This window comes from Enterovibrio calviensis DSM 14347 (assembly GCF_000621165.1).
GTDB classification, from domain to species: Bacteria; Pseudomonadota; Gammaproteobacteria; order Enterobacterales; family Vibrionaceae; genus Enterovibrio; species Enterovibrio calviensis.
In genome coordinates this window covers 388,697-410,390 of record NZ_KK211217.1, presented here as the reverse complement: position 1 = coordinate 410,390, position 21,694 = coordinate 388,697, and the positions used below count along the sequence as shown (strand labels likewise).

The window sequence follows — 21,694 nt, the reverse complement described above, 5'->3', positions numbered from 1 at the left end:
CTTAGCCATCGTCTCGAATGCCATGGTGACTAACCATCCTGGTTAGTACCTCGTGGACTGATTTCCTACATCGGCGGTATCAATGCGTTTCGAACTTAAGGCCGTTGCCAATGTGGTAAGGCGTTGTCAGACAAGGGGTTAGCACATCCATTGCCTGTGACCTGATTGATAGAGCAAGTAGTGAACCAGTTTTGAAGGAAATAAAATGACGAATAAGGAGTCAGGATCCGTCTGAATTATTATCCACATTATTTAATGGGACATTTTGTCCCGTGCCATTGGACAATTTGTCCCCATTTTCACCATGGGTACTATTTGTCTCACCGTCAGCGGAAGTTTTCTCAGCGTCTTCTTGAGGCTGTTGCTCTTCCTCCATCACTGTTTGATGAGGATGACGTTCAGCATCGAGCTGTTCTGGCGCTTCGTCAGGTAAATCGTCGACTTGCTCTTTCGTCCACTTACGCAAGCTTGCCGCCACTTCAGCGCTCAACGACGCTTTGTTTGAGTAATCAAGATCGTAATCATTCATGCCATCAAGCACGTTGTAGGCGTCGCTGTGAAACAGCTTCCTCAGCGCGGCTTTCTTGATTTCGGCAGACACGCCTTTCACCAGAAAAGACGCAGCAGAATCCCCTTGCTTCAAACGCGCAACGTCTTCCATATCAGGGATGATGACCGTTTCGTCTTGTGCTTCCTCTTGGCCTTCACCAAGCTCTTCAATTGGATGATGATGCGTATCAACGTCAAGGGCTTCAGCGGAAATACTGGCTGGCAGATTGTCAGTGTTAGCGCCACTCACGGAGGCATGGTCACTCAGTGCTGTGTCGGTATTGAGCTCACGAGATTCGTCCTCCGCAATGGCTTGCTTACGCTTATTCCATCGGTGCAAAAAGGAATCAGTTGCCACTCGCCCTCCCCGCGCCACGACGCTTCTTCTTCCGCACTTCCAGTAACTCTCCGTGACGGCCAATAAACGCTTCCATCCAAGCTTGAATGGGTAACGGCATAGGCTCAGATAACACCAAGTAGTCACCGTCCATAAAGCTGGCTGCACTGGATTGCGCCGCCGTCACTTTTAGCGGTTTAATGGATTCATCATCTTGAACTTCAAAAATAAAAAACAGCTGGGGATCACGAGAACTGAGGTTGAATCGGTAATCGGTTCGTTCGTCCTTAAAAAGCTCTAAGGGCATAGAAATCTGACCGTCTTTTCGTTCTGCTTCTTCACGGGGAAGATGCAAATTGATGACTGACCAACGCTTGGTTTTCCAGCGGCCGACATCAACGTCTTGCGATGCCAGATCAAATTGCATGAGCCAGTATTGAGGGTCTTTTATTGTTGCAGGCACACATCACTCCTTGTCATCGACGCAGCACATTCCCATTGAATTTCTATCAACGCTGCGATTTTGATTACCCCCAATAAAGCAAAACACATACCAGTCAGAAGGATTGGAACAGGTTTTGCTAATCGTAGTTATCACTGGCATTTGCACTAGGTGCATGAAGCCGAGCATTATCTCCATCCAGCAAAAGGAACACGGCTCGATGCCTCATCCAAAAATCATTACCACGCAATCTGAAATCCCCCAGACCATCGATGTCACCGTTCATGATGAGTATGGGGAAACCATGACCAAGCAAATCGCATGCGAGCGGGCGTTAACGGTTTATCTCAATTGGAGAGAGATAGTGACGTTGATGACGCTCGGCGCTCGCCCCGACATGTTGGTGCTCGGCTATTTGAAAAATCAGGGGTTGATTGAAGATGCCAGCGCGCTTGATTCCGTCATTATCGATTGGCAAACCCAATCTGCCGCTGTGGTCACGAGAGAACAGAAAGAAGACTTAGGAGAAACGTTATCGAAGAAAACAGTTACCTCAGGATGTGGCCAAGGCACCATGTTTGGTAACGTGATGAAGAAATTGGAAAACCTCCAGCTTCCTCGCCCCCACATCAAGCAATCTATGTTGTATGGCTTACTCGAAGCCCTCACTCACCACAATGACACCTACAAAGCCGCGGGCGCCGTGCATGGCTGTGCCGTGTGCAGAAACACAGAGATCCTCTCATTTGTCGAAGACATAGGCCGACACAACGCCGTTGATACCTTAACGGGGGAAATGTGGCTTGAAGGAGAAACGGGGGACGACAAAGTCTTTTATACGACGGGGAGACTCACCTCGGAGATGGTCATCAAAGTGGCGCAAATGGGTATTCCCGTGTTGCTGTCACGTTCTGGTGTGACACAGATGGGTCTCGACCTTGCCAAACAGCTGGGTATTACCATGATCGCGCGCGCCAAAGGGCATCGCTTCCAAGTGTTCAATGGCGCCGACAATATAGAGTTTGATGTGAAAGGTGAGCGTAATGGATGAGTTTCCCGCCTTTATGAATGCACGTCAGGTGGCGGAATACCTCGATTTGAACGAGAAGAAAGTCTACAGCTTGGCGAACGATGGTGTGTTACCTGCCACCAAGGTCACAGGAAAATGGTTGTTCCCCAAAAGTCTCCTTGATCGCTGGTTGATTGAATCTAGCCACAATGGTGTCTTCAACGACCGATTGCTCATCGCGGGTTCCGACGATCCTTTGCTTCAACACATTGTGAGCAAAATGGCCGCGGCACTCGGCAGCACGGCGCTGGTTGGCTATACCGCAACCGGCACAAAGCAAGGGCTCGCCATGCTAGAAAAAGGCCACGTTGATATCTGCGCGATTCACTGGGGAAATGCCGAAGAAGCGAAACTGCGCCACCCCGCGCTGATCCAGCAGTATTCTGGGCATCGCAATTGGGTGTTGCTACATGCGTTTGAACGCCAGCAAGGATTGATCATGCGACCTGAATTGCGTGAGAAATTTGAAGACCCACACCACTTTATTGACCAACAATGGCGTTGGGCAGGCCGTCAAGATGGCGCTGGCAGCGCACGTGCAATGGACGAATGGCTGTTTCGAAACGGCACCACTCGCGATCAATTAAACACAGTGGTTGAGTGCTTGAGCGAACGAGAACTCGGCTCTGCCATCGCGCGTGGTGAGGCTGATATTGGCTTTGGAAGCCAAAGTGGCGCTGGAGAATTTGGTCTCGCCTTTCACCCGATTGCTAACGAGGCATTTGAGCTTGTGATCCCAAAGAACATTTACTTTCGCGCATTGGTTCAGCAGCTTGTTCATCACTTGGATGACGCCGCTGTGCTCAAGCAGAGTGAACAGTTTGGCGGTTATGATTTTAGTCAAACGGGTAAGCAAATGTGGGCGTCAGAGTAGACCGCTCTGCGGTTTACTCAATAACATTCAACGAGGTAATTTCATCATCCATCTGAATTTTCTCTCGCAAATAAAGCGTGAATGTCGTGCCCTCTCCTAATCGTGAATCCACTTTGATTTCACCACCTAAACCACTAACAATCCCTTGTGTCACCGCCAAGCCGAGCCCTGTGCCAGAGCGCCGCGTGGTAAAGAAGGGATCAAAGATTTTTGTGATGTTTTCATTAGCGATGCCGCAGCCAAAGTCCTGAACCGATATTTTCGCACCCTGTGTAACTCCATGAACATCCACCCAATCGTCTGAGCGAACAATGAGCTTACCTTTGTCGTTCATGGCGTGAATGCCATTCATTTGTAAATTAACCAACACTTGCAATAGCTGATGACGGTTGATTTCCACACAGCACTTAGCATTGAGTTCTGTCTCGATTTCAACGTCTTGCTTCTTGGTACCCGAACTTACCAGCACCACACTTTCTTCAATCACGGGGTTCACATGTTGCCAGGTAACAGTATCTTGAACGCCGCCTTGGCGGCTGTATTGCAACAAGCTACGGGTGATGTTTCGAATACGGTCAATCTGCGCCAGCACCGTATTCATTTCCTCCGAAACAAGGCCGCTGTGCTTACCAAGTTCGTATTCCATCAGCTCGATATTGCCTAAAATAACCGCGGTAGGGTTGTTAATTTCATGGGCAATACCCGCCGTAAGCTCTCCCAATGCGGCAAGTTTTTCGTTCAATAAGAGTTTGTTTCGGGTTTGCTCTAACAAGCTAATGTTTAGCTCTAGCTCTTCCGTTTTTTCATGCAAGCTGGCGGTTCGCTCTTTGACTTTATCTTCTAACTCAAGCGCACTTTGTCGAATCGCCTCGTTTTGCTTTTTTAACTGATCGAGCATGCTATCGAACTGTCGAGCGAGAATCGCCAATTCGTGCTGAGGATCTAAGCCCAATTTGCCGATCCTTGCATCTTGCTCGAATCGCATAAGGTGAACCACACGGTGTATGCGCTCGATCGGTCGGAACAAGTCTTTCGCCCCACGATAGACCAGCAACCCCGAGAGCAGAAGCGTCAACAAAACGCCTATCCCAAGTTCAATGAGGTTGGTGAGATAACGGCTGATCAACGGCCATTCAAGATAGCCCGTATAGAGCATACCAATGACGGTATTATTGAAGTCTCGGATGGGCTTGTAAGCAGAGATGTACCACGCATCATAAACGTAAGCGCGGTTAACCCACTCATCGCCGTCTAACAACACCGTATTGCGCACTTCGTCTGATACCCGCGTGCCTATGGCCCGCCCAAAGCGATTGTCGCTGTCTAACGGGACATTGGTACTCACACGGATGTCATCCATGAACAGGGTAACAGTTCCCACGCTGGCTTCGGGCAGTTTTCCGGGCGGAAACACAAGGTCGCGGATCCTATCGACCAAGACAGTGCTGTTGTTGAGAAGTAAGCCCCCATCAACAATCCATTCTAATCGTCCGTTTTCATCATAAAGTGGCAGCAAAGTACGGCTGATTAACCCGCGAGATTCCTTGATATTTTCCTGCAAAAGCGGAATTTCGGCGCGGGCAGACATATCAGGAGAAATCGAATCCAGTTCGATAGCTGACATCACTTGAAAAAATGTCTGCTCTTTGCCGTTCAAAATCCGTTGTCTCAAGCTTTGCGGTAATCGGTCAATATCACTGGCGGGGTAGACAGCAAGAAAGTCCACTCCATACTTATCCGCTCGCGATTGCGCCCAACTCAATATCTTCTCTGGTTCGTCGGCAATTTGAGTAATTTGCGTTTGAAAGTCATAAGAATCGGCAATGGCATGCAGTTGGCTGCGTTGTTCTCGTTGCAGCACTTCCATACTGTTGCTGGCGACCGCAAGGTCTGCTTTTACGCCAGACAAGGCATTGGTCCATGAATAGGCGACCGTCCAGTACATGGTCAACGCAATAAGTGCAAGCAAGGTAATGATGATAGGCACGGAAGTCAGCACCAACAGACGGTAGCGCACCATGGTGCGAAAACGCTGTCGCCACTTGTTAATCAGGCTCATGGCTGGCTCTCCTCGATACCCCATCGCCCTAAATTAAGGACAACCCTATTCATCAAGCCACTCTTTAAATTTTCGTTCTAAGGTTTTTCGCGCTACGCCAAGTTGCCTAGCTGCGGCAGATTTGTTGCCTTCATGCGCACCAACCACTTTCTCTATGTGAGCCCGTTCAACGTCTTTCAAAGGCCAACCCAACGGGTAACCGTCTTCATGACGTTCATCACTGGCGTGTGCTTGATCAGACTCAGTGTTTTCACATGACGATAATGCCGACTCACCTTGCCAATGGCGAAGGTCAGGCTTACCCAGCAATATTGCCCGCTCCACAGTATTTTTCAGTTCTCGAATGTTGCCAGGCCAATCGTAATATCGCATTGCTGCCAGTTCTTGTTCAGACCACACAACCGGTTTTAGCCCTAAATCTCGAGCCAAAACATCGGAGAAATGATTGAGAAGCAATCCGATATCATCAACACGCTCTCGCAGTGGTGGCAATTCCACAGACAGTACATTCAAACGATAGAAAAGGTCTTTTCGAAAACGCCCCTCGCCAACTTCATCGTGCAGGTTTCGATTGGTCGCCGCCACGATTCGCACATCGACGCTGACTTCACGCTCAGCACCAACAGGACGTATGGTTTTTTGCTCTAAGGTTCTCAGCAGTGAAGCTTGCATCGCCAGCGGCATCTCGCCAATCTCATCAAGAAACAGCGTGCCTTTGTCAGCGACTCTAAAAAGGCCATCTTTGTTTTTCCGCGCGCCAGTAAACGCGCCGGACACATGGCCAAACAGTTCACTTTCTAACAGTTCAGGGGCAATCGCGCCGCAGTTAAGGGGAACAAAAGGCCCTGTTCGGCCGCTCATACCATGCAGTGCGCGGGCAACGAGTTCTTTGCCTGTACCTGATTCACCTTCAATTAATACAGCGGCAGGTGACGGTGCAAGACGAGAAATAACTTCGCGCATCGCGAGTGTTTTCGGGGCTTCGCCAATAATATCGATGGGAAACGATCGGGCAACGTCACGTTGAAGTGCGATATTTTGGCGCTCAATCATGCGTTTATCGAGACAACGTTGCACCGACTGAAGCATCTGTTCGAGGTTAAATGGCTTGAGGATGAAATCGGAGGCGCCTGCTCGAAGCGCCTTAATGGCGGTTTCCATTTCGGCATAGCCTGTCATGAAAATGATATCGCTGCGCCGTTCATCGTCGTCAAACGCTTCGTGCCAATCAATGCCAGACCGACCGGGCAAATTAATATCGACGATAAGCAAATCAAAATGATTCCGCTTGCGCAGGGCTTCTGCTTCTTCCAAAGACGATGCAGTTTCTACCTGAGTCAGCTTCTTCGACAACGCTTTGTTCAAGATCGCTCGCATGCCGGGTTCATCATCAACCACCAAGGCAGAGAAACCAAATTGCTGCAACGCATCCTTCATTTTATGAACATCCCTATTCGTTTCTTGCCTGCCATCATACATGCGACATTTTGACTCAGTCTATGAGACTCGCCACAGTTCACCGTATTGCACTCTGCTCAGTAACTCATAGAGGAATGAAAAATACGCTTTATTTTCAAGCAATTAAATCTATTGACGCGATAGGAATAAATTTGGCATTTTTGTTGCTAAGTCCTTATTTGACCTCATTTATTGATGAGGCCACAAAATCAAAATAACCATCGTCAGGAAGACTAATGAGCTCAATGAAAATAACAAAAGCGTTCGCACTGGTTTCAATACTTCTTTCCGTGTCCGCATCGATTAGCGCCGCGGAACTCGTTCGGCTGGCTACAACCACCAGCACCTACCACTCAGGCTTGCTGGATTTCCTTCTCCCTGAATTTAAAAAAGACACAGGTTACGACGTCCAAGTGCTCGCTGCAGGGACAGGTAAAGCACTAAAAATGGGAGAAAATGGCGATGTAGATTTGGTGATGACCCATGCGCCAAACGCAGAAGCCAACTTCGTGGATAAGGGTTACGGTGTGCTGCCTCGTGGCCTGATGTATAACGACTTCGTGTTGGTTGGCCCAATCAGCGATCCGGCAAAAGTTAAAGGCATCAATGACGTCACTGCCGCATTAGCAAAAGTGGCAGAAACCGACGGCCATTTCGTTTCTCGTGGTGATGACTCAGGCACACACAAAAAAGAACTGCTTCTTTGGCAGGCTGCTTCTGTTAAGCCTGAATTCTCAGCTTACAAAGCCGTTGGGCAAGGCATGGGCCCTACCCTCACCATGGCCAACGAAATTCAAGGTTACACCCTCACCGATCGCGGCACTTGGTTGGCCTATCAGAGCAAACTTGAACTCGGTGTTCTGGTTGAAGGTGACAAGCGCCTATTCAACCCGTACCAAGTTATTTTGATTAACCCTAGCCGTTACCCAGACTTAAATTACCAAGGCGCGAAAGAACTTAGTGATTGGCTGGTTAACCCAAAAGCACAAGCCATGATTAATGATTTTAAGGTCAATGGTCAGCAACTGTTCGTGGCGGACGCTGGTTAATGGACATGCTGGAAACAACCCGACAAGCCGCCGCGCTGCTGTTTAGTGGTGATACCACACTATGGGGTATTGTTGGGGTCTCGTTTTCCGTCTCTCTGGTCGCAATTGGGCTGGTCATCGTGCCCGCCCTTTTGCTTAGCTTTGCACTCGCTTACTGGGAAATCCCGGGGAAGTGGATTGTCTTGTCCATCGTCAATACCCTTCAATCGGTTCCTACTGTGGTGATTGGACTGTTGCTTTATATGCTTTTGTCACGCGCAGGGCCAATGGGTGACTGGAAAATGCTATTCACGCAAAGAGCCATGATATTGGGACAGGTTCTGATCAGCCTGCCGATTTTGGTGTCAATGATGCATGCCGCCTTTCAAAATAGCGACAGACGCGCATGGGAAACCGCTTACACCTTGGGCGCCTCCATACCCCGCGCCATGGCGACCTTAATGTGGGAAATACGATTTCCCCTGCTTGCCGCCGTTATCACCGCTTTTAGCCGCATCATCACAGAAGTCGGGTGCTCAATGATGGTTGGCGGCAATATTCTCAATTACACGCGAAACATTCCCACTGCCATTGCGCTAGAAACATCCAAAGGTGCTTTTGCTGAGGGCGTGGCACTGGGCATGGTTTTGTTGTTGCTGGCTTTGACGATGAACTTCTTCATCAGCTTTGCACGTGGCAACGGCTATTTACGCACATAGTTAGGGGCAATGATGAGTCAAATTACATTGGAAGCAATTGACCTTTCTGTGAAATACAAACACCGTTTGTTGTTTCATATCCCCTCACTGAAAGTCTGCCCCGGCGATGCAATTTATCTTTCTGGGCAAAACGGCATTGGCAAAACCAGCTTGTTGAAAGTCATGGCAGGCATCCAAAAACCGACCAACGGTACGTTGAACCTCAAGCGCCCTTCATGGTTACAGCGTCTCGCGGGGTTTTCTGGGCAAAGTGGCGTGATCTACATGCATCAAACCCCCTATCTTTTTGATGGAACTGTTGCTGAAAACGTCGCTTATGGCCTGATGGGTAAGCATCTCTGTCAAAGAAGACGACGTCAGCTTACAATGCAAGCCTTACGAAAAATCGGGTTAGAGACATTAAGCCTCGAACATATTTCGGTGCTCTCTGGCGGTGAGAAGCAAAAAGTCGCGATGGCGCGTGCTTGGGCACTCAGCCCATCCATCCTTCTGATGGACGAATCTTGCGCTAACCTTGATGCTGACGCCATTGATGCTCAAAAAAAGATGATTGATGACTTACTTGAACGTGGTGCCAGCTTGGTGATCACCAGCCATCATCCCAACAAACTGACGGAATGCTGCAATCAACAATGGCTGATTGAAAACCAACGCCTGCTCCATAAACCCAAACTCAATATTATCGACAAGGACAATCATGCCTTCGCATCCTGACACTACTTGGGTCATTCTCGCTGGCGGCCAAGCGCGTCGCATGGGCGGCCAAGACAAAGGGCTTGTGACCCTCAACGGTAAACCGTTTATTGAATTCGTCCATGAGCGCCTGACAGAACAAGGCGCCACCATTGCGATCAATGCCAACCGAAACCAAGAAAGGTACGAACAATACGGTCCTGTTTTCGGCGACGTATTAGAAGGATTTCCCGGCCCGCTAGGCGGCATTCATGCTGCGATGTCGAACATCAACAGCGAGTGGTTGGGTTTTGTGCCTTGCGACTGCCCAAACTTGCCACACAATTTAATTGAAAAGATGGTTGGCGCAATCAACACAGACACCGAGATCGTGGTTGCTCACGATGGTGAGTCGGTTCAGCCTGTGGTCACCATGATGAAGCGTGATGTTTTTGAACGCCTCGATAGCTTTCTTGCTAATGGTGACCGAAAAATCGTGATGCTTTACGATCTTTGTACCACTCACTTTGTTGATTTTAGTGATGAACATGACGCTTTCATCAACCTAAACACGCCCGATGAATTGGAGAAGTACGGAGCCATTTCATGAGTTTGTCGAATTGCTCATTACCCATTTTAGGGTTTGCAGCATTCAGCGGAACAGGTAAAACGACTCTGCTGGAAAAGCTCATTCCAGCCTTGGTCGAAAAAGGCATTCGCATTGCTATGGTTAAACATGCGCATCATGATTTTGATGTCGATAAGCCGGGTAAAGACAGTTATCGCCTTCGCAAAGCCGGGGCGACACAAATGTTGATCAGCTCTCGCTATCGTCACGCATTGATGACAGAAACGCCCGATGACGAATGCACGCTCAATCAATTGCTGGGACAACTCGACCAAAACAACGCGGATTTGGTGTTAGTGGAAGGCTTTAAACATCAAGCTTTCCCCAAGATAGAACTTCACCGCGCAGCACTCGACAAGCCTTGGCTCCACCCAGATGATCCAAACATTGTGGCGGTCGCGTGCGATAACTCGCCATCTCCTGCATCCTCTTCCGAGCTTTCATCATCGTCTCTGCCTCGTTTAGACATCAATGACATTGAGAATTTGGTGGGGTTTATTCAACGTTGGATGGAAAGCCATTACGCACAAACCGCCACGTGCGATTCCTTGTCGCCAACCATGTTGTCTATGGAAGATGGAAAAAGCAAAATCCTTGCAGCGATTTCGACATCTGAACACAACGAAACATGTGGCCTGAACGAACTGCCTAATCGCGTGTTATCGGCAGATATAGTCGCCCCCGTCAATGTGCCATCTTCGACCAACTCAGCAATGGATGGTTATGCCATTCGCAGTGACGACATCGAGCGCGAAAGCTATCGTCTCGTTGGTGAGGTGTTTGCGGGTCACCACTACGCGGTAAAACTCACTGCGGGGGAATGCGTGCGCATTATGACTGGCGCGCCCGTTCCAGAAGGCGCAGATACGGTGATCATGCGTGAACAAGCAAACGACGATAACGGCACTGTGTCTTTCGACACGTCCAAAGGGGTTGTTCGAGCAGGGCAAAATGTCCGTCAAGCGGGTGAAGATCTTCGAAAAGGCGCGACAGTATTTCATACCGGAAAACGCATTGGTGCCGCAGAACTGGGGATGATGGCATCTCTTGGTTTTGACCGTGCTGAAGTGTTCAGACCCATCAAGGTTGCCTTGTTTTCAACGGGCGATGAAGTGCAAGCGCCAGGAACATCCGCTAAATCTCACTGTATTTACGACGCGAACCGATACACGCTGCGCGCCATGCTCACTAAGCTAGGTTGCGACATCCTCGATTTCGGCATTATTGAAGATACAAAAGCGGCATTACACGACACGCTCATCGCTGCCACAGAGCAAGCCGACATGGTGATTTCGTCCGGTGGCGTCTCCGTCGGCGATGCTGACTACATCAAAACCGTATTAAGCCAACTGGGTAACATTAACTTCTGGCGCGTCAACATGCGCCCCGGCAGACCCCTCGCCTTTGGCAAGTTGGGTGACGTGCCGTTCTTTGGACTGCCTGGCAACCCTGTCGCCGTGATGGTGACGTTCTTGCAGTTCGTTGAGCCTGCCCTTCGTAAAATGCAGGGCGATACCTACTGGCAACCTGAAATTTTCTCCGCCATTACACAAGAGCGAATCCGCTCGCGCCGCGGACGCACTGAATATACCCGCGGTATATACAGCATCAGCGCCAATGGTCAGCTTGAAGTCAGATCAACGGGCTCACAAGGTTCAGGTATTTTGCGTTCTATGAGTGAAGCCAATTGCTTAATTGAAGTTGCGCCGGATGTGGATAATGCGGAAGTGGGCGATCGCGTTACCATCATTCCATTGGCATCTCGACTGTAGCGTTTCGTCGGTAACGTTTCGCACAAAGCCCATGCGTATTCAGGCACAAAAAAAGCGGCGATAATCGCCGCTTTTCTATTTATCTTGAAACTAGACAGGGTCTATTGCTATTGGTTTCGGCCGCAGTCGTTTCAGCTGTGCTTATTTACCGAGAGCTTCTTTGTAATGCACACGGCAAACGGATTCATATCTGTCATTGCCGCCAATCACAACCTGATCACCATCAGCAATGGCATTGCCGTCAGCATCGGTACGAATAACCATGTTTGCTTTACGTCCGCAGTGACAAATGGTTTTTAGCTCAACCAATTTGTCTGCCCACGCCAACAGGTATTTCGACCCTTCAAACAATTCGCCTAGGAAGTCAGTGCGAAGGCCATAACACAGCGCGGGAATACGCAACTTATCGACCACTTCGGTAATTTGATGAACCTGCTCTTTCGTCAAGAACTGGCACTCGTCCACCAACAAACAATCGACTTTTTGATTGCTGTTGATGTCGCTCACCGCGGCAAAAATATCATCTTCAGGCGAGAATAACTGCGCGTCGGCTTGAAGGCCAATACGTGAACTGACTTTACCCAACCCATAACGATCATCAATGGCAGCGGTGAAGATAAGCGGATTCATGCCGCGCTCTTGGTAATTGAATGACGATTGCAGAAGTGTCGTCGACTTACCCGCATTCATTGCAGAGTAATAGAAGTACAGCTGGGCCATTAAGCTCTCCCGAGGAAAAAATACGGTGGCATGCTACCGAAAAACAAGATTTTGTAAAAGCGGTGCTGGCCGCGAAAATAAAAATAAGATGGCTGAACAATGTATTAGCGAAATAAAAAAACCTCCCGCGAGGGAGGCTTCTTCCATTAAGCCAATTTACCTGGACGTCGCGACAACCACATGAGGAACATACAAACCACGGTAAACACAAAGAAACCCGTTACCAGAGATAACGTAAGTGAATCTGTGAAACCCAATACAAGGTAAGAGAATGCCGCAACCACAGCGCCCGCTAACGCATAAGGCAACTGGCTTGATACGTGGTCAATGTGGCCACAGCGCGCACCCGTTGCAGACAAGATTGTGGTATCTGAAATAGGTGAACAGTGGTCACCAAATACCGCCCCTGCTAGCACAGCTGAAAGCATAGGTAGCATCAGTGCAATTTCAGTCGCTGCTGACAAGTCGCCCGCTATTGGCAGCATGATGCCAAACGTGCCCCACGATGTTCCGGTTGAGAATGCCATTGCTGCTGACAACACAAACAGAATTAAAGGTAGCAATTCAGGCGGCAAATTACCTTGAATCAAGGTGGACAAGAATTTACCTGTTTCCATGTCACCAATAACGCTACCGATGGTCCATGCAAAGAAAAGAATCAGGATTGCACCAAACATCGACTTAGCACCAACCCACATGGTGCGACCAATCTCAGGCATTGGCATGCGTTGTTTGAACACGGTAAATAACGCCGAGATCAAGCCCATAGCACTACCATAAAGCAGTGATGCACCTACATCGGTGTTTTCAAATGCACCCAGCACAGAGAAGGCTTTGCCGCTTTCTTCCAGTGTTTGTGCTCCGGTGAAAATCATCAATGAAATCGTCGCGAAGATCAGCACAACGATTGGAACAACAAGGTCAGACACACTGCCTTTGCTGCTTTCTTCAATGCCCAGCTCATCATCTAGTGATGGGCCACCACATTCTTCATCACCCAAACGGCTGCCCGTTGATGCTTGGTATTCGAAGCGACGCATTGGGCCAACATCCATTTGGAACCAAGCAACAGCAAAGACCATCAGCAATGCAAAGATTGCGTAGAAGTTCATTGGGATCATGTGTGCGAACGCACTCAGCGGGCTATATTCCGTTACGCCGTGGCTGACCAAAATGCCGCCAATTACGGTAATGATGTAAGCGCCCCAGCTTGAAGCCGGCATGATCACACACATTGGTGCCGCCGTTGAATCAAGTATGTAGGCGAGTTTTGCGCGAGATACGTGGAAACGATCGGTCACGGGACGGCTGATTGCACCAACAGCCAAACTGTTGAAGTAGTCATCAATAAAGATAAACACACCCAAAAAGGCAGCCAGTAGCTTGGCACCGCGTTTACTTTTAACACGTGACTGTGCCCATTCAGCAAATGCGCGAGTACCGCCAGATAAAGTAATCAGTGCGGTGATCATGCCGACAAGAATAAGGAACGCGACGATACTCATCTTGCCAAAGTTAATGGCACCATCATCAACAAATAAGCTCAATGCCAATGAAGAAAGATAAGAAGTGGATGCAGACAGTGAGAAATCGTTCAGCAACAACGCGCCGGACACAATACCTAAACCCAATGAAAGCAAAACACGGCGAGTAACAATGGCGAGGCCCAATGCGAAAATCGCGGGCAATACCGATAATGATGACGCGGAAAAATCGACTAAATTCATGATCTCTATATCAACCTATGAGGTTGGAGATCTACTGCAGAAACGGAAACCACTGAAATTGAATGATGGTTATACGCATTCTTAAACCCTACAGTAGCGCTCCATAGTTAAATCCCAATACTATGGCAGTGTTGTATCTTTCGATTACAACCCCAGCAAGGCAGCTTGATGAGCAAACCTTACTTCGGCGTCATTTCCTTTCACACATTCTCAAAGGCATCACCCTAAAACGTGTTACTGATAAATCACGCACCTCTACGTGCATAATGCCAGCGTATTGTAGGTGACATGAGAGACATTGCAATATCCATCTCAATGATTTTACACATCAACACCAATGCATTTACAACTCACAAACAATTTTTCTTTTCTTCTCTCTGATCGCACACAAACCCAAACACGTATGACAGGTTTATTGTACATATAGTGACAGTGAAACGATTTTAGAACCAAATGAGGGATGGAATTTAATTAAATTTGCACTTTTTTAAATTTCGATATCTAATAATTCAGTCTTTAATTAAACAAATATTGCATAGAATTAATAATTCTTGCTACTCTTAGCTTCGAAGCTAATTATTATAAACAGAGAATAGGATAGGCATAATGTCTGACGCACTGAAAGTATTATTGAATCTACGTAGCCTTCGTGCCGTTGCACGTGAACTTTCCCTAGAACAATTGCAAGAAGCTCTTGAGAAACTTCAAACTGTCGTTGCTGAACGCGAAGAAACTGAAGCAGAAGCTCATGAAGCTGAAAAAGAGCGTCTAGAGAAGCTTGAGAAATACCGTGAAATGCTGATCAAAGATGGTATTGATCCTGAAGAGCTACTAGCAACACTGGGTGGTGCTAAACCAAAATCAAAGCGTGCAGCTCGCCCAGCTAAATATAAGTACATCGATGTAGACGGTTCAGAGAAAACGTGGACTGGCCAAGGTCGTACGCCAAAAACAATTAAAGAAGCACTGGAAAGCGGCAAGAAAATCGAAGATTTCCTGCTGTAATCTAGCGTTATTGCCCTCAACGAAACCAACTGGTTTCGCGGAAGGAAAGAAAAAAGGGGCTAACGCCCCTTTTTTCTTGATAACACATTACGCTTTATCGCTTCATGCAGTGTTAATATGCAACTTAACCGTTAAAGTGTAACCACCTTGTATCTATCAGTATTTTTATTGTTCGATTCCCAATAAAAAGACCCTGAATTTATACAGGGTTTCGTACCAGTCTTCGTAAACCAGAAAGCCTAGCCAAGCTTAATTCTGTCAGCCAAATGACTCACCGCAATTGCGAAATAGTGTGAACGGTTCCACTTCATCAAGCTTTGATAATTCCCATAGACCAAGTAAGTGCGTCCATATTCATCATCAGGCTGGATAAGCCAAGCTTTAATATCCACATCAGGCAATGCTGCATTATTCATACGGCGAACGCCAATCGCTTGCCATTCTGCCAAAGTTTTGGCTTTATCTTGACCTAAACCTGACATTTCTTTGCCAATTCCTTCAGGGGCTTTTACTTGACGCCCCCACGTGTATTCATCATCCCAACCTGCGTTTTTTAAATAATTAGCAGATGACGCAAATACATCAGGTTTTGAAGTCCAAATATCTTTTTTACCGTCATTGTTGCCATCGGCGGCAAATGCATTGAAAGAACTTGGCATAAACTGACATTGACCCATTGCGCCCGCCCATGACCCTTTCATGTCATTGGGCGCAATATGCCCTTCTTGCAAAATAGTCAGCGCTTCAAAAACCTCTTTACGGAAAAAAGCTTCACGTCGTCCGTCATACGCTAACGTCGACAAGGCTTCTACGACATTATAATTTCCGGTTAACGCTCCGAAATTACTTTCAACACCCCAAAGCGCCACAAGGAAACGAGGCTGTACGCCATATTCTTCACCAATGCGTTTTAGATCATCATAATGCTCGTCATATAAACGACGGGCTTTTTTTACTTTCCAATCAGGCACAGCGCGTGGAATATATTCGTCTAACGTGAGTCGCTTCTCAGGCTGATTCCGGTCGGCTTTCACCGCCCTTTCTCGATAACGAATACCGTCGAAAGCCTGCTCAAGTAGCTGAGCATCTATTCCTTTCGCAGCGCCTTCTTCTTTTAGACCCGCCACATAATGATCAAAGCTGGGTTTTTCTGCCATCACTGGCGCTGACAAAGACAACGCAGCCCCAATGAGGATCCCTATCAGTCCTTTACGCATAGCGCTCCTTTATAGCTTGGTTATAGCTTGGTATTTTTCGTTTGAATATGTCGCAGCGCCCCATCCGGTGGCGGTGGCAGCTGCAAGTAGAAGCCTTCGTTTTTCAAACTCTCTTTCACTTTAGACAGATCAGCAATCGCAAGCTTCTCTCGTTTGTCTAAATTGACCATCATAACGAACTGAGGGTTCCCAAAAGTTTGTAACAATTGTTGAGGTACGTCCCCTAAATCATCTTTACGATTTACATAAAGATAGGTCGATTCTTTTTTGCTGCTTTTATAGATTGCGCAATACACCTTGCACCTCACAGTGTTGCGATTTCGCAATAAAGAGAAATCGCTTAGAAATTTGTTATAAATTCGGCGATTAAAACACCACAATCGGCGTTCACACTTGCCGCAAAGTATCCATGAATATACCATGCTGGGCACGGTCTGATAATGCGTGTGTCCCTCATATTTCTGGGGATGAAGCCGAAAAGTGTATCCATCTGTTCTTTGCAGAGATATTTCTCCCCGATCATGACATTGCTGGAGGCATCATTCCCGTTGCGAGACACATTAATACGCGTAAAATCAGCGCACATCACTGCCATCAGGACAACATCTAATGCCCAAAAACGCTGAGCTCAAAGGCAGTTCATTTACGCTTTCTGTCCTTCATTTGTTAGATGACGACTTAGATAGCGCAATGCAGGTTCTTTCCGATAAGGTGAATCAAGCACCTGCATTCTTCGACGGCGCACCGGTTGTGGTCGATATTTCAAGGCTACATCGACAGCCCGATTTCTCTGTACTAAAGGCCACGATAGAACAGACTGGCATGTTGGTTGTTGGTGTCACAGGGTGCAAACAAAATACCTACCGTGAAGCGGCAAAACTCGCAGGACTGGCGGTAATGAACCCTGCAAATCAGACTCGCGTTAATGATCCCATTCAAACGCCAACAAAAGTCGTCACAACGCCGATTCGCTCAGGCCAACAGGTTTATGCGAAAAACGCGGACTTAGTCGTGCTAAACCACGTGAGTGCTGGCGCAGAGATCATCGCAGATGGCAGTATTCATATCTATGGCGTACTTCGTGGACGCGCAATAGCGGGCGCTAGCGGTCAAAAAGAAGCCCACATTTTCTGCCAGAACTTGCAATCGGAATTGTTGTCTATTGCAGGAACATACTGGCTGAGTGAATCCATCCCAGAGCAATACTCCGCTCAACCGGTGAAAGTCTCACTCAAAGAAGACTCATTAAATATTGAACCCCTCACACTGTAATTATCCAAAGGATTGAGGAATGACTCGAATTATCGTAATCACTTCAGGCAAAGGCGGCGTGGGCAAAACCACATCTAGTGCTGCTATTGCAACTGGCCTTGCTCAAGCTGGGAAGAAAACAGCTGTTATCGACTTTGATATTGGTCTGCGTAACCTTGACCTTATCATGGGCTGCGAGCGCCGCGTTGTGTATGACTTTGTCAACGTCATCAATGGCGAAGCAAACCTTCACCAAGCCATGATCAAAGATAAGCGCATGGAAAACCTTTACGTTCTTCCCGCTTCTCAAACGCGCGATAAAGATGCTTTGACGAAAGAAGGTGTGGGCCGTGTTCTTGACGACCTGAAAGCCATGGACTTCGATTTCATTATCTGTGACTCACCAGCAGGCATCGAAGCAGGCGCACTGATGGCGTTATACTTTGCAGATGAAGCCATCGTCACCACGAACCCAGAAGTCTCTTCAGTACGCGATTCAGACCGTATTCTTGGCATTTTGGATTCTAAGTCTCGTCGAGCGGAAAATGGCGAAGAGCCTGTTAAGACTCACCTCCTTCTGACGCGTTATAACCCAATGCGTGTAAACCGCGGTGAGATGTTGAGTGTCTCTGACGTGGAAGAGATCCTGCGTATACCTCTATTGAGTGTTATCCCAGAAAGCCAATCTGTTTTGCATGCGTCAAACAAAGGCGAGCCTGTCATTTTGGACGAAGAATCCGATGCCGGACAAGCTTATACCGACGCTATCAGTCGCCTTCTCGGCAACGAGTGCCCATTCCGCTTCTTGGAAGAAGAGAAGAAAGGATTTCTAAAACGACTATTTGGAGGATAGAACATGGCACTGCTGGAATTTTTCCGTCCGAAAAAGAAAGCATCTGCATCAGTTGCGAAGGAACGCTTGCAAATCATTGTTGCCGAGCGTCGCAACGCCGGATGTTCAGAACCGACTTACTTGCCTCAGCTTAAGCAGGATATCCTTGATGTTATCCGCAAGTACGTTGATATCTCCCCGGAGCAAGTCTCTGTTGCTCTTGAGCAGCGTGATGACGATTTGTCTGTTCTAGAGCTCAACGTCACTTTGCCTGACGAAGACAAATAAGCACCAATAAAAAACCGGCTTTCGCCGGTTTTTTAACGCTTTGGTGAATCGACTATGCTTTGTTTAGCAAAGGCATCACGCGTTCTTCCAAATAGGCTTTACGCCATCCTGACAGTAAATCAGGCATTTTCTCTGGATTTTTCTCATTGATCCAAGCCCACTTTAGCACTTGGTGAATTTGCTTTTTCGAACCAATAAACTCAGGTACTACACCGAGCGTTTCCGCAACTGCGTTAGTTTGATCTTTGATGTCTTTTACTATCTGCTTATAGCCCGGCATATCGACGAGACGCACGATAGGCTCTGGGTATTCAGATTCTGGCATTGACGCCAAATCTGAAACCATGCGAAGCATTCGGCTACCATGACGCTCAATTTCAAAGCGATCAAAGCCCTCATCAGCCATTTTGTCTAATGAGCGAATATCAAAGCGCGCCATCTTCCAAAGATGAAGCTCCTTCACCACAAAGTTCAACGCCAAGTCACGGCGACGGGCTTCTTGTAAACGCCAGCTTGCGAGCTTTTTCAACACGGCGAGCTGTTTAGGGCGAAGCTGCCATGCATTCTTGATATCCAGATACGCTTTTTCGGCGTCTACCGTTTTCCCACGCTTACTCACCATCAAATCGCACTCTTGGATGACTGCGTCTTGCCAACCTTCCGCTTCAATACGTTCAGCAAGTAGGTGATACAAAGGCCAAAGATAAAACACATCCGCCGCGGCATACTCGAGTTGCTTGTCTGACAATGGACGGGCGCACCAATCGGTTCGCGCTTCACCTTTATCTAGCGTCACCACCAAGTATTCTTCGACCAAGGCAGCAAAGCCAGTCGACAGACCATGTCCTAAGAATGCCGCCATGATCTGCGTGTCGACCATTGGCGTTGGCATCACACCTGAATAGTGGTGGAACACTTCTAAATCTTCGCTGCATGCATGCAGCACTTTGATGACAGATTCATCCGTAAGCAGCGCCCACAGCGGTGACATGTCATCAAGTTCAATCGGGTCGATCAGAGATAGGGTTTCGCCATCATAAAGTTGGATAAGCCCCAATCTTGGATAAAGGGTTCGAGTGCGAACAAACTCCGTGTCCAACATTACTGCTGGAACCTTTCTAGCTTGTTCACAAACTCGTTCGAGTTGAGATACTTCAGTTACAATTTCAAAGTTCACACTGTCATCCGTATTTAATTTGACGCCCGAGAGCCTGACCGATTCGTGGCGATACACAAGCCAGTAGATACTGCTTGAGTGGGTATGAGGCCAGAAACAAACATGCTGGCATAAGCCAGCATGTTTTCAAAGGCATATGCCCTTTATTGTACGCCCTTCAACACCAAAGCGCACGAGGGGTTTATGCTTCCGCTTGTTTCGCCTCTTGCTCTTCACGCAAGGCTCGACGCAAGATTTTGCCAACATTAGTTTTCGGCAATTCTTCACGGAATTCGACAATCTTAGGGACTTTGTAGCCTGTAAGATGTTCACGACAATGCGCCAACAACTCTTCTTTGGTAAGGCTTGGGTCACGCTTAACCACGCAAATCTTAACGATTTCGCCTGAGGTCTCATGTGGCTGGCCAATCGCGGCCACTTCCAGCACTTTGCCATGCAGCGCGACAACGTCTTCGATTTCGTTCGGGTATACGTTGAAGCCTGACACCAGAATCATGTCTTTCTTACGGTCAACGATATGCAAGAAGCCGTCTTCGTCAAACTTCACCACGTCACCTGTTGATAGCCAACCATCATCAGTCAACACTTCTTTAGTCGCTTCAGGACGCTGCCAGTAACCTTGCATCACCTGAGGGCCTTTAACTTGAAGCTCGCCGATTTGGTCGTTAGCAACAACGTTACCTTCATCATCAACAATGCGAACATCGGTTGATGGCACAGGCAAGCCAATTGAGCCATTGTAGTCTTTCAAATCATACGGATAAGCGGCAACCAGTGGAGAGCACTCGGTGAGGCCATAGCCTTCCAACAAATGCTTACCTGTCAGTTTCTTCCACTGTTCAGCAACGGCACGTTGAACCGCCATACCACCGCCCACGGTGAGGCTGAGTTTAGAGAAATCCAACTCATGGAAATCTTCGTTATTCAGCAAGGCATTGAACAAGGTGTTCACACCGGTAATAGCAGTAAACGGATGCTGTTTAAGCTCTTTAATGAACGCTGGAATATCACGTGGATTAGTGATCAACAGGTTTTGACCACCCATTTCAATGAACAGCAAGCCATTCACCGTCAAAGCAAACACGTGGTAAAGCGGCAGTGCCGTCACAACCAGTTCACGCCCTTCTTGAAGCACTGGCGCATACATGGCTTTGGCTTGGTCAACGTTAGCCAGCATGTTTTTGTGGGTCAGTACAGCGCCTTTTGCCACACCTGTCGTGCCGCCGGTGTACTGCAGGAATGCGACATCATCGCCCGTCATGAACGGTTTCACATACTGCATGCGACGCCCTTTCTTGAGAGCAACGCGCATTGAAGTTGCATGAGGCAGGCTGTATTTCGGTACCATCTTCTTGATGTACTTCACCACGAAGTTGACGATTGTACCTTTCGCACGAGGAAGCTGATCACCCAAGCTAGTGAGGATGACGTGACGAACGCTGGTGTTATCAACCACTTTTTCTAGCGTATGAGCAAAATTCGACACGATAACAATCGCGGCAGCGCCGGAATCATTCAATTGGTGTTCTAGTTCGCGTGGGGTGTATAGCGGATTCACGTTCACCACCACACAGCCGGCGCGCAAAATACCAAACAACGCAATCGGGTACTGCAGCAAGTTAGGCATCATCACGGCGACACGGTCGCCTTTTTTCAGACCAAGATCGTTTTGCAGGTAAGCAGCAAATGCGCGACTGCGCTCTTCCAACTTACGGAACGTCATCACCTGACCCATGTTGATGAAGGCAGTTTGATCGGCATATTTTTGAACCGATTTTTCAAACATTTCTACCAGTGATGGGTACATGTTCGGTGCGATTTCCGCTGGTACATCTGATGGGTAGCGGGTATGCCAAACCTTATCCACTTG

22 protein-coding genes and 1 riboswitch are annotated in these 21,694 nt (G+C 47.9%); of the genes, 12 read left to right on the top strand and 10 right to left on the bottom strand.

The window, feature by feature from the left end:
• Positions 1–220: 220 nt before the first annotated feature.
• Together Q365_RS0120055 and Q365_RS0120050 are read right to left on the bottom strand one after the other, a co-directional pair.
• Positions 221–907: a DUF3306 domain-containing protein gene (locus tag Q365_RS0120055; RefSeq protein WP_028025028.1), complete on the bottom strand. Its 687-nt coding sequence runs from the start codon at positions 905–907 to the stop codon at positions 221–223.
• A complete protein-coding gene (locus Q365_RS0120050) occupies positions 897–1,349 on the bottom strand; it encodes a DUF3305 domain-containing protein (protein WP_028025027.1) in 453 nt (150 codons plus the stop codon). The genes Q365_RS0120055 and Q365_RS0120050 overlap by 11 nt, the downstream gene beginning before the upstream one ends.
• A 199-nt stretch (positions 1,350–1,548) precedes the next feature.
• Between Q365_RS0120050 and Q365_RS0120045 the strand changes: the two genes are divergently transcribed.
• Together Q365_RS0120045 and Q365_RS0120040 are read left to right on the top strand one after the other, a co-directional pair.
• Complete coding sequence (locus Q365_RS0120045) at positions 1,549–2,379, top strand: formate dehydrogenase accessory sulfurtransferase FdhD (protein WP_028025026.1); 831 nt, start codon at positions 1,549–1,551, stop codon at positions 2,377–2,379.
• Positions 2,372–3,271, top strand: a complete 900-nt coding sequence (locus tag Q365_RS0120040; RefSeq protein WP_028025025.1) for a helix-turn-helix transcriptional regulator — start codon at positions 2,372–2,374, stop codon at positions 3,269–3,271. The genes Q365_RS0120045 and Q365_RS0120040 overlap by 8 nt, the downstream gene beginning before the upstream one ends.
• Positions 3,272–3,284: 13 nt before the next feature.
• Here Q365_RS0120040 and Q365_RS0120035 read toward each other — a convergent pair whose 3' ends face one another.
• Together Q365_RS0120035 and Q365_RS0120030 are read right to left on the bottom strand one after the other, a co-directional pair.
• Positions 3,285–5,330: a sensor histidine kinase gene (locus Q365_RS0120035; RefSeq protein ID WP_028025024.1), complete on the bottom strand. Its 2,046-nt coding sequence runs from the start codon at positions 5,328–5,330 to the stop codon at positions 3,285–3,287.
• A 45-nt stretch (positions 5,331–5,375) separates the two neighbouring features.
• A complete protein-coding gene (locus tag Q365_RS0120030; protein ID WP_028025023.1) occupies positions 5,376–6,767 on the bottom strand; it encodes a sigma-54-dependent transcriptional regulator in 1,392 nt (463 codons plus the stop codon).
• Between the two features lie 257 nt (positions 6,768–7,024).
• Between Q365_RS0120030 and Q365_RS0120025 the strand changes: the two genes are divergently transcribed.
• From Q365_RS0120025 to Q365_RS0120005, 5 genes are read left to right on the top strand one after another with little or no spacing between them, the layout of a single operon-like run.
• Positions 7,025–7,837 carry a substrate-binding domain-containing protein gene (locus tag Q365_RS0120025; protein ID WP_028025022.1) on the top strand — a complete coding sequence of 271 codons (813 nt, stop codon included), beginning with the start codon at positions 7,025–7,027 and terminating at the stop codon, positions 7,835–7,837.
• Positions 7,837–8,535: an ABC transporter permease gene (locus Q365_RS0120020; RefSeq protein WP_028025021.1), complete on the top strand. Its 699-nt coding sequence runs from the start codon at positions 7,837–7,839 to the stop codon at positions 8,533–8,535. The genes Q365_RS0120025 and Q365_RS0120020 overlap by 1 nt, the downstream gene beginning before the upstream one ends.
• Positions 8,536–8,547: 12 nt before the next feature.
• The gene (locus tag Q365_RS0120015) at positions 8,548–9,249 is read left to right on the top strand and encodes an energy-coupling factor ABC transporter ATP-binding protein (RefSeq protein WP_028025020.1); all 702 of its coding nucleotides are present in this window, start codon (positions 8,548–8,550) and stop codon (positions 9,247–9,249) included.
• Positions 9,233–9,817 (top strand): molybdenum cofactor guanylyltransferase MobA, encoded by a 585-nt coding sequence (gene mobA / locus Q365_RS0120010; RefSeq protein WP_028025019.1) that lies wholly within the window; start codon positions 9,233–9,235, stop codon positions 9,815–9,817. The genes Q365_RS0120015 and mobA overlap by 17 nt, the downstream gene beginning before the upstream one ends.
• Positions 9,814–11,607, top strand: coding sequence for a bifunctional molybdopterin-guanine dinucleotide biosynthesis adaptor protein MobB/molybdopterin molybdotransferase MoeA (locus Q365_RS0120005; RefSeq protein WP_028025018.1), 1,794 nt, complete (start codon positions 9,814–9,816; stop codon positions 11,605–11,607). The genes mobA and Q365_RS0120005 overlap by 4 nt, the downstream gene beginning before the upstream one ends.
• A 141-nt stretch (positions 11,608–11,748) precedes the next feature.
• Here the strand turns inward: Q365_RS0120005 and Q365_RS0120000 are convergent, their stop codons facing one another.
• Positions 11,749–12,327 carry a thymidine kinase gene (locus Q365_RS0120000; protein WP_028025017.1) on the bottom strand — a complete coding sequence of 193 codons (579 nt, stop codon included), beginning with the start codon at positions 12,325–12,327 and terminating at the stop codon, positions 11,749–11,751.
• Positions 12,328–12,473: 146 nt separating this feature from the next.
• Complete coding sequence (locus Q365_RS0119995; RefSeq protein WP_028025016.1) at positions 12,474–14,054, bottom strand: Na+/H+ antiporter NhaC family protein; 1,581 nt, start codon at positions 14,052–14,054, stop codon at positions 12,474–12,476.
• Positions 14,055–14,140: 86 nt separating this feature from the next.
• A riboswitch (Lysine riboswitch) is annotated at positions 14,141–14,320 on the bottom strand.
• Between the two features lie 340 nt (positions 14,321–14,660).
• On the opposite strand from Q365_RS0119995, the gene Q365_RS0119990 reads away from it, so the two are divergent.
• The gene (locus Q365_RS0119990) at positions 14,661–15,059 is read left to right on the top strand and encodes an H-NS family histone-like protein (protein WP_028025015.1); all 399 of its coding nucleotides are present in this window, start codon (positions 14,661–14,663) and stop codon (positions 15,057–15,059) included.
• A 239-nt stretch (positions 15,060–15,298) separates the two neighbouring features.
• Here the strand turns inward: Q365_RS0119990 and Q365_RS0119985 are convergent, their stop codons facing one another.
• Together Q365_RS0119985 and Q365_RS0119980 are read right to left on the bottom strand one after the other, a co-directional pair.
• Positions 15,299–16,276, bottom strand: a complete 978-nt coding sequence (locus Q365_RS0119985; RefSeq protein ID WP_028025014.1) for a lytic murein transglycosylase — start codon at positions 16,274–16,276, stop codon at positions 15,299–15,301.
• A 20-nt stretch (positions 16,277–16,296) separates the two neighbouring features.
• Positions 16,297–16,572, bottom strand: coding sequence for a YcgL domain-containing protein (locus Q365_RS0119980; RefSeq protein ID WP_028025013.1), 276 nt, complete (start codon positions 16,570–16,572; stop codon positions 16,297–16,299).
• Positions 16,573–16,685: 113 nt separating this feature from the next.
• Between Q365_RS0119980 and Q365_RS26770 the strand changes: the two genes are divergently transcribed.
• The 4 genes from Q365_RS26770 to minE are packed head-to-tail and all read left to right on the top strand — an operon-like array spanning position 16,686 to position 18,647.
• A complete protein-coding gene (locus Q365_RS26770; protein WP_155859028.1) occupies positions 16,686–16,886 on the top strand; it encodes a hypothetical protein in 201 nt (66 codons plus the stop codon).
• Positions 16,886–17,548: a septum site-determining protein MinC gene (gene minC, locus Q365_RS0119970; protein WP_028025011.1), complete on the top strand. Its 663-nt coding sequence runs from the start codon at positions 16,886–16,888 to the stop codon at positions 17,546–17,548. The genes Q365_RS26770 and minC overlap by 1 nt, the downstream gene beginning before the upstream one ends.
• A 19-nt stretch (positions 17,549–17,567) precedes the next feature.
• Positions 17,568–18,380: a septum site-determining protein MinD gene (minD, locus tag Q365_RS0119965; RefSeq protein WP_028025010.1), complete on the top strand. Its 813-nt coding sequence runs from the start codon at positions 17,568–17,570 to the stop codon at positions 18,378–18,380.
• A gap of 3 nt (positions 18,381–18,383) precedes the next feature.
• Positions 18,384–18,647, top strand: coding sequence for a cell division topological specificity factor MinE (minE, locus tag Q365_RS0119960; RefSeq protein WP_028025009.1), 264 nt, complete (start codon positions 18,384–18,386; stop codon positions 18,645–18,647).
• 52 nt (positions 18,648–18,699) lie between these two features.
• On the opposite strand, the gene rnd is transcribed toward minE, so the two are convergent.
• Positions 18,700–19,824 (bottom strand): ribonuclease D, encoded by a 1,125-nt coding sequence (gene rnd, locus Q365_RS0119955; protein ID WP_028025008.1) that lies wholly within the window; start codon positions 19,822–19,824, stop codon positions 18,700–18,702.
• A gap of 181 nt (positions 19,825–20,005) precedes the next feature.
• Positions 20,006–21,691 carry a long-chain-fatty-acid--CoA ligase FadD gene (gene fadD / locus Q365_RS0119950; protein ID WP_028025007.1) on the bottom strand — a complete coding sequence of 562 codons (1,686 nt, stop codon included), beginning with the start codon at positions 21,689–21,691 and terminating at the stop codon, positions 20,006–20,008.
• Positions 21,692–21,694 lie beyond the last annotated feature (3 nt).

What these genes read in the sequence shown, in the direction of transcription:
- Q365_RS0119990 (WP_028025015.1), top strand. Translation starts at nt 14,661, where the DNA reads ATGTCTGACGCACTGAAAGTATTATTGAATCTACGTAGCCTTCGTGCC.
- Q365_RS0120025 (WP_028025022.1), top strand. Translation starts at nt 7,025, where the DNA reads ATGAGCTCAATGAAAATAACAAAAGCGTTCGCACTGGTTTCAATACTT.
- Q365_RS0120045 (WP_028025026.1), top strand. Translation starts at nt 1,549, where the DNA reads ATGCCTCATCCAAAAATCATTACCACGCAATCTGAAATCCCCCAGACC.
- mobA (WP_028025019.1), top strand. Translation starts at nt 9,233, where the DNA reads ATGCCTTCGCATCCTGACACTACTTGGGTCATTCTCGCTGGCGGCCAA.
- minE (WP_028025009.1), top strand. Translation starts at nt 18,384, where the DNA reads ATGGCACTGCTGGAATTTTTCCGTCCGAAAAAGAAAGCATCTGCATCA.
- Q365_RS0120005 (WP_028025018.1), top strand. Translation starts at nt 9,814, where the DNA reads ATGAGTTTGTCGAATTGCTCATTACCCATTTTAGGGTTTGCAGCATTC.
- minD (WP_028025010.1), top strand. Translation starts at nt 17,568, where the DNA reads ATGACTCGAATTATCGTAATCACTTCAGGCAAAGGCGGCGTGGGCAAA.
- Q365_RS0120000 (WP_028025017.1), bottom strand. Translation starts at nt 12,327, where the DNA reads ATGGCCCAGCTGTACTTCTATTACTCTGCAATGAATGCGGGTAAGTCG.
- Q365_RS0120030 (WP_028025023.1), bottom strand. Translation starts at nt 6,767, where the DNA reads ATGAAGGATGCGTTGCAGCAATTTGGTTTCTCTGCCTTGGTGGTTGAT.
- Q365_RS0120020 (WP_028025021.1), top strand. Translation starts at nt 7,837, where the DNA reads ATGGACATGCTGGAAACAACCCGACAAGCCGCCGCGCTGCTGTTTAGT.
- Q365_RS0119985 (WP_028025014.1), bottom strand. Translation starts at nt 16,276, where the DNA reads ATGCGTAAAGGACTGATAGGGATCCTCATTGGGGCTGCGTTGTCTTTG.
- Q365_RS0120040 (WP_028025025.1), top strand. Translation starts at nt 2,372, where the DNA reads ATGGATGAGTTTCCCGCCTTTATGAATGCACGTCAGGTGGCGGAATAC.
- Q365_RS0120015 (WP_028025020.1), top strand. Translation starts at nt 8,548, where the DNA reads ATGAGTCAAATTACATTGGAAGCAATTGACCTTTCTGTGAAATACAAA.
- Q365_RS26770 (WP_155859028.1), top strand. Translation starts at nt 16,686, where the DNA reads ATGAATATACCATGCTGGGCACGGTCTGATAATGCGTGTGTCCCTCAT.
- Q365_RS0119995 (WP_028025016.1), bottom strand. Translation starts at nt 14,054, where the DNA reads ATGAATTTAGTCGATTTTTCCGCGTCATCATTATCGGTATTGCCCGCG.
- minC (WP_028025011.1), top strand. Translation starts at nt 16,886, where the DNA reads ATGCCCAAAAACGCTGAGCTCAAAGGCAGTTCATTTACGCTTTCTGTC.
- Q365_RS0120035 (WP_028025024.1), bottom strand. Translation starts at nt 5,330, where the DNA reads ATGAGCCTGATTAACAAGTGGCGACAGCGTTTTCGCACCATGGTGCGC.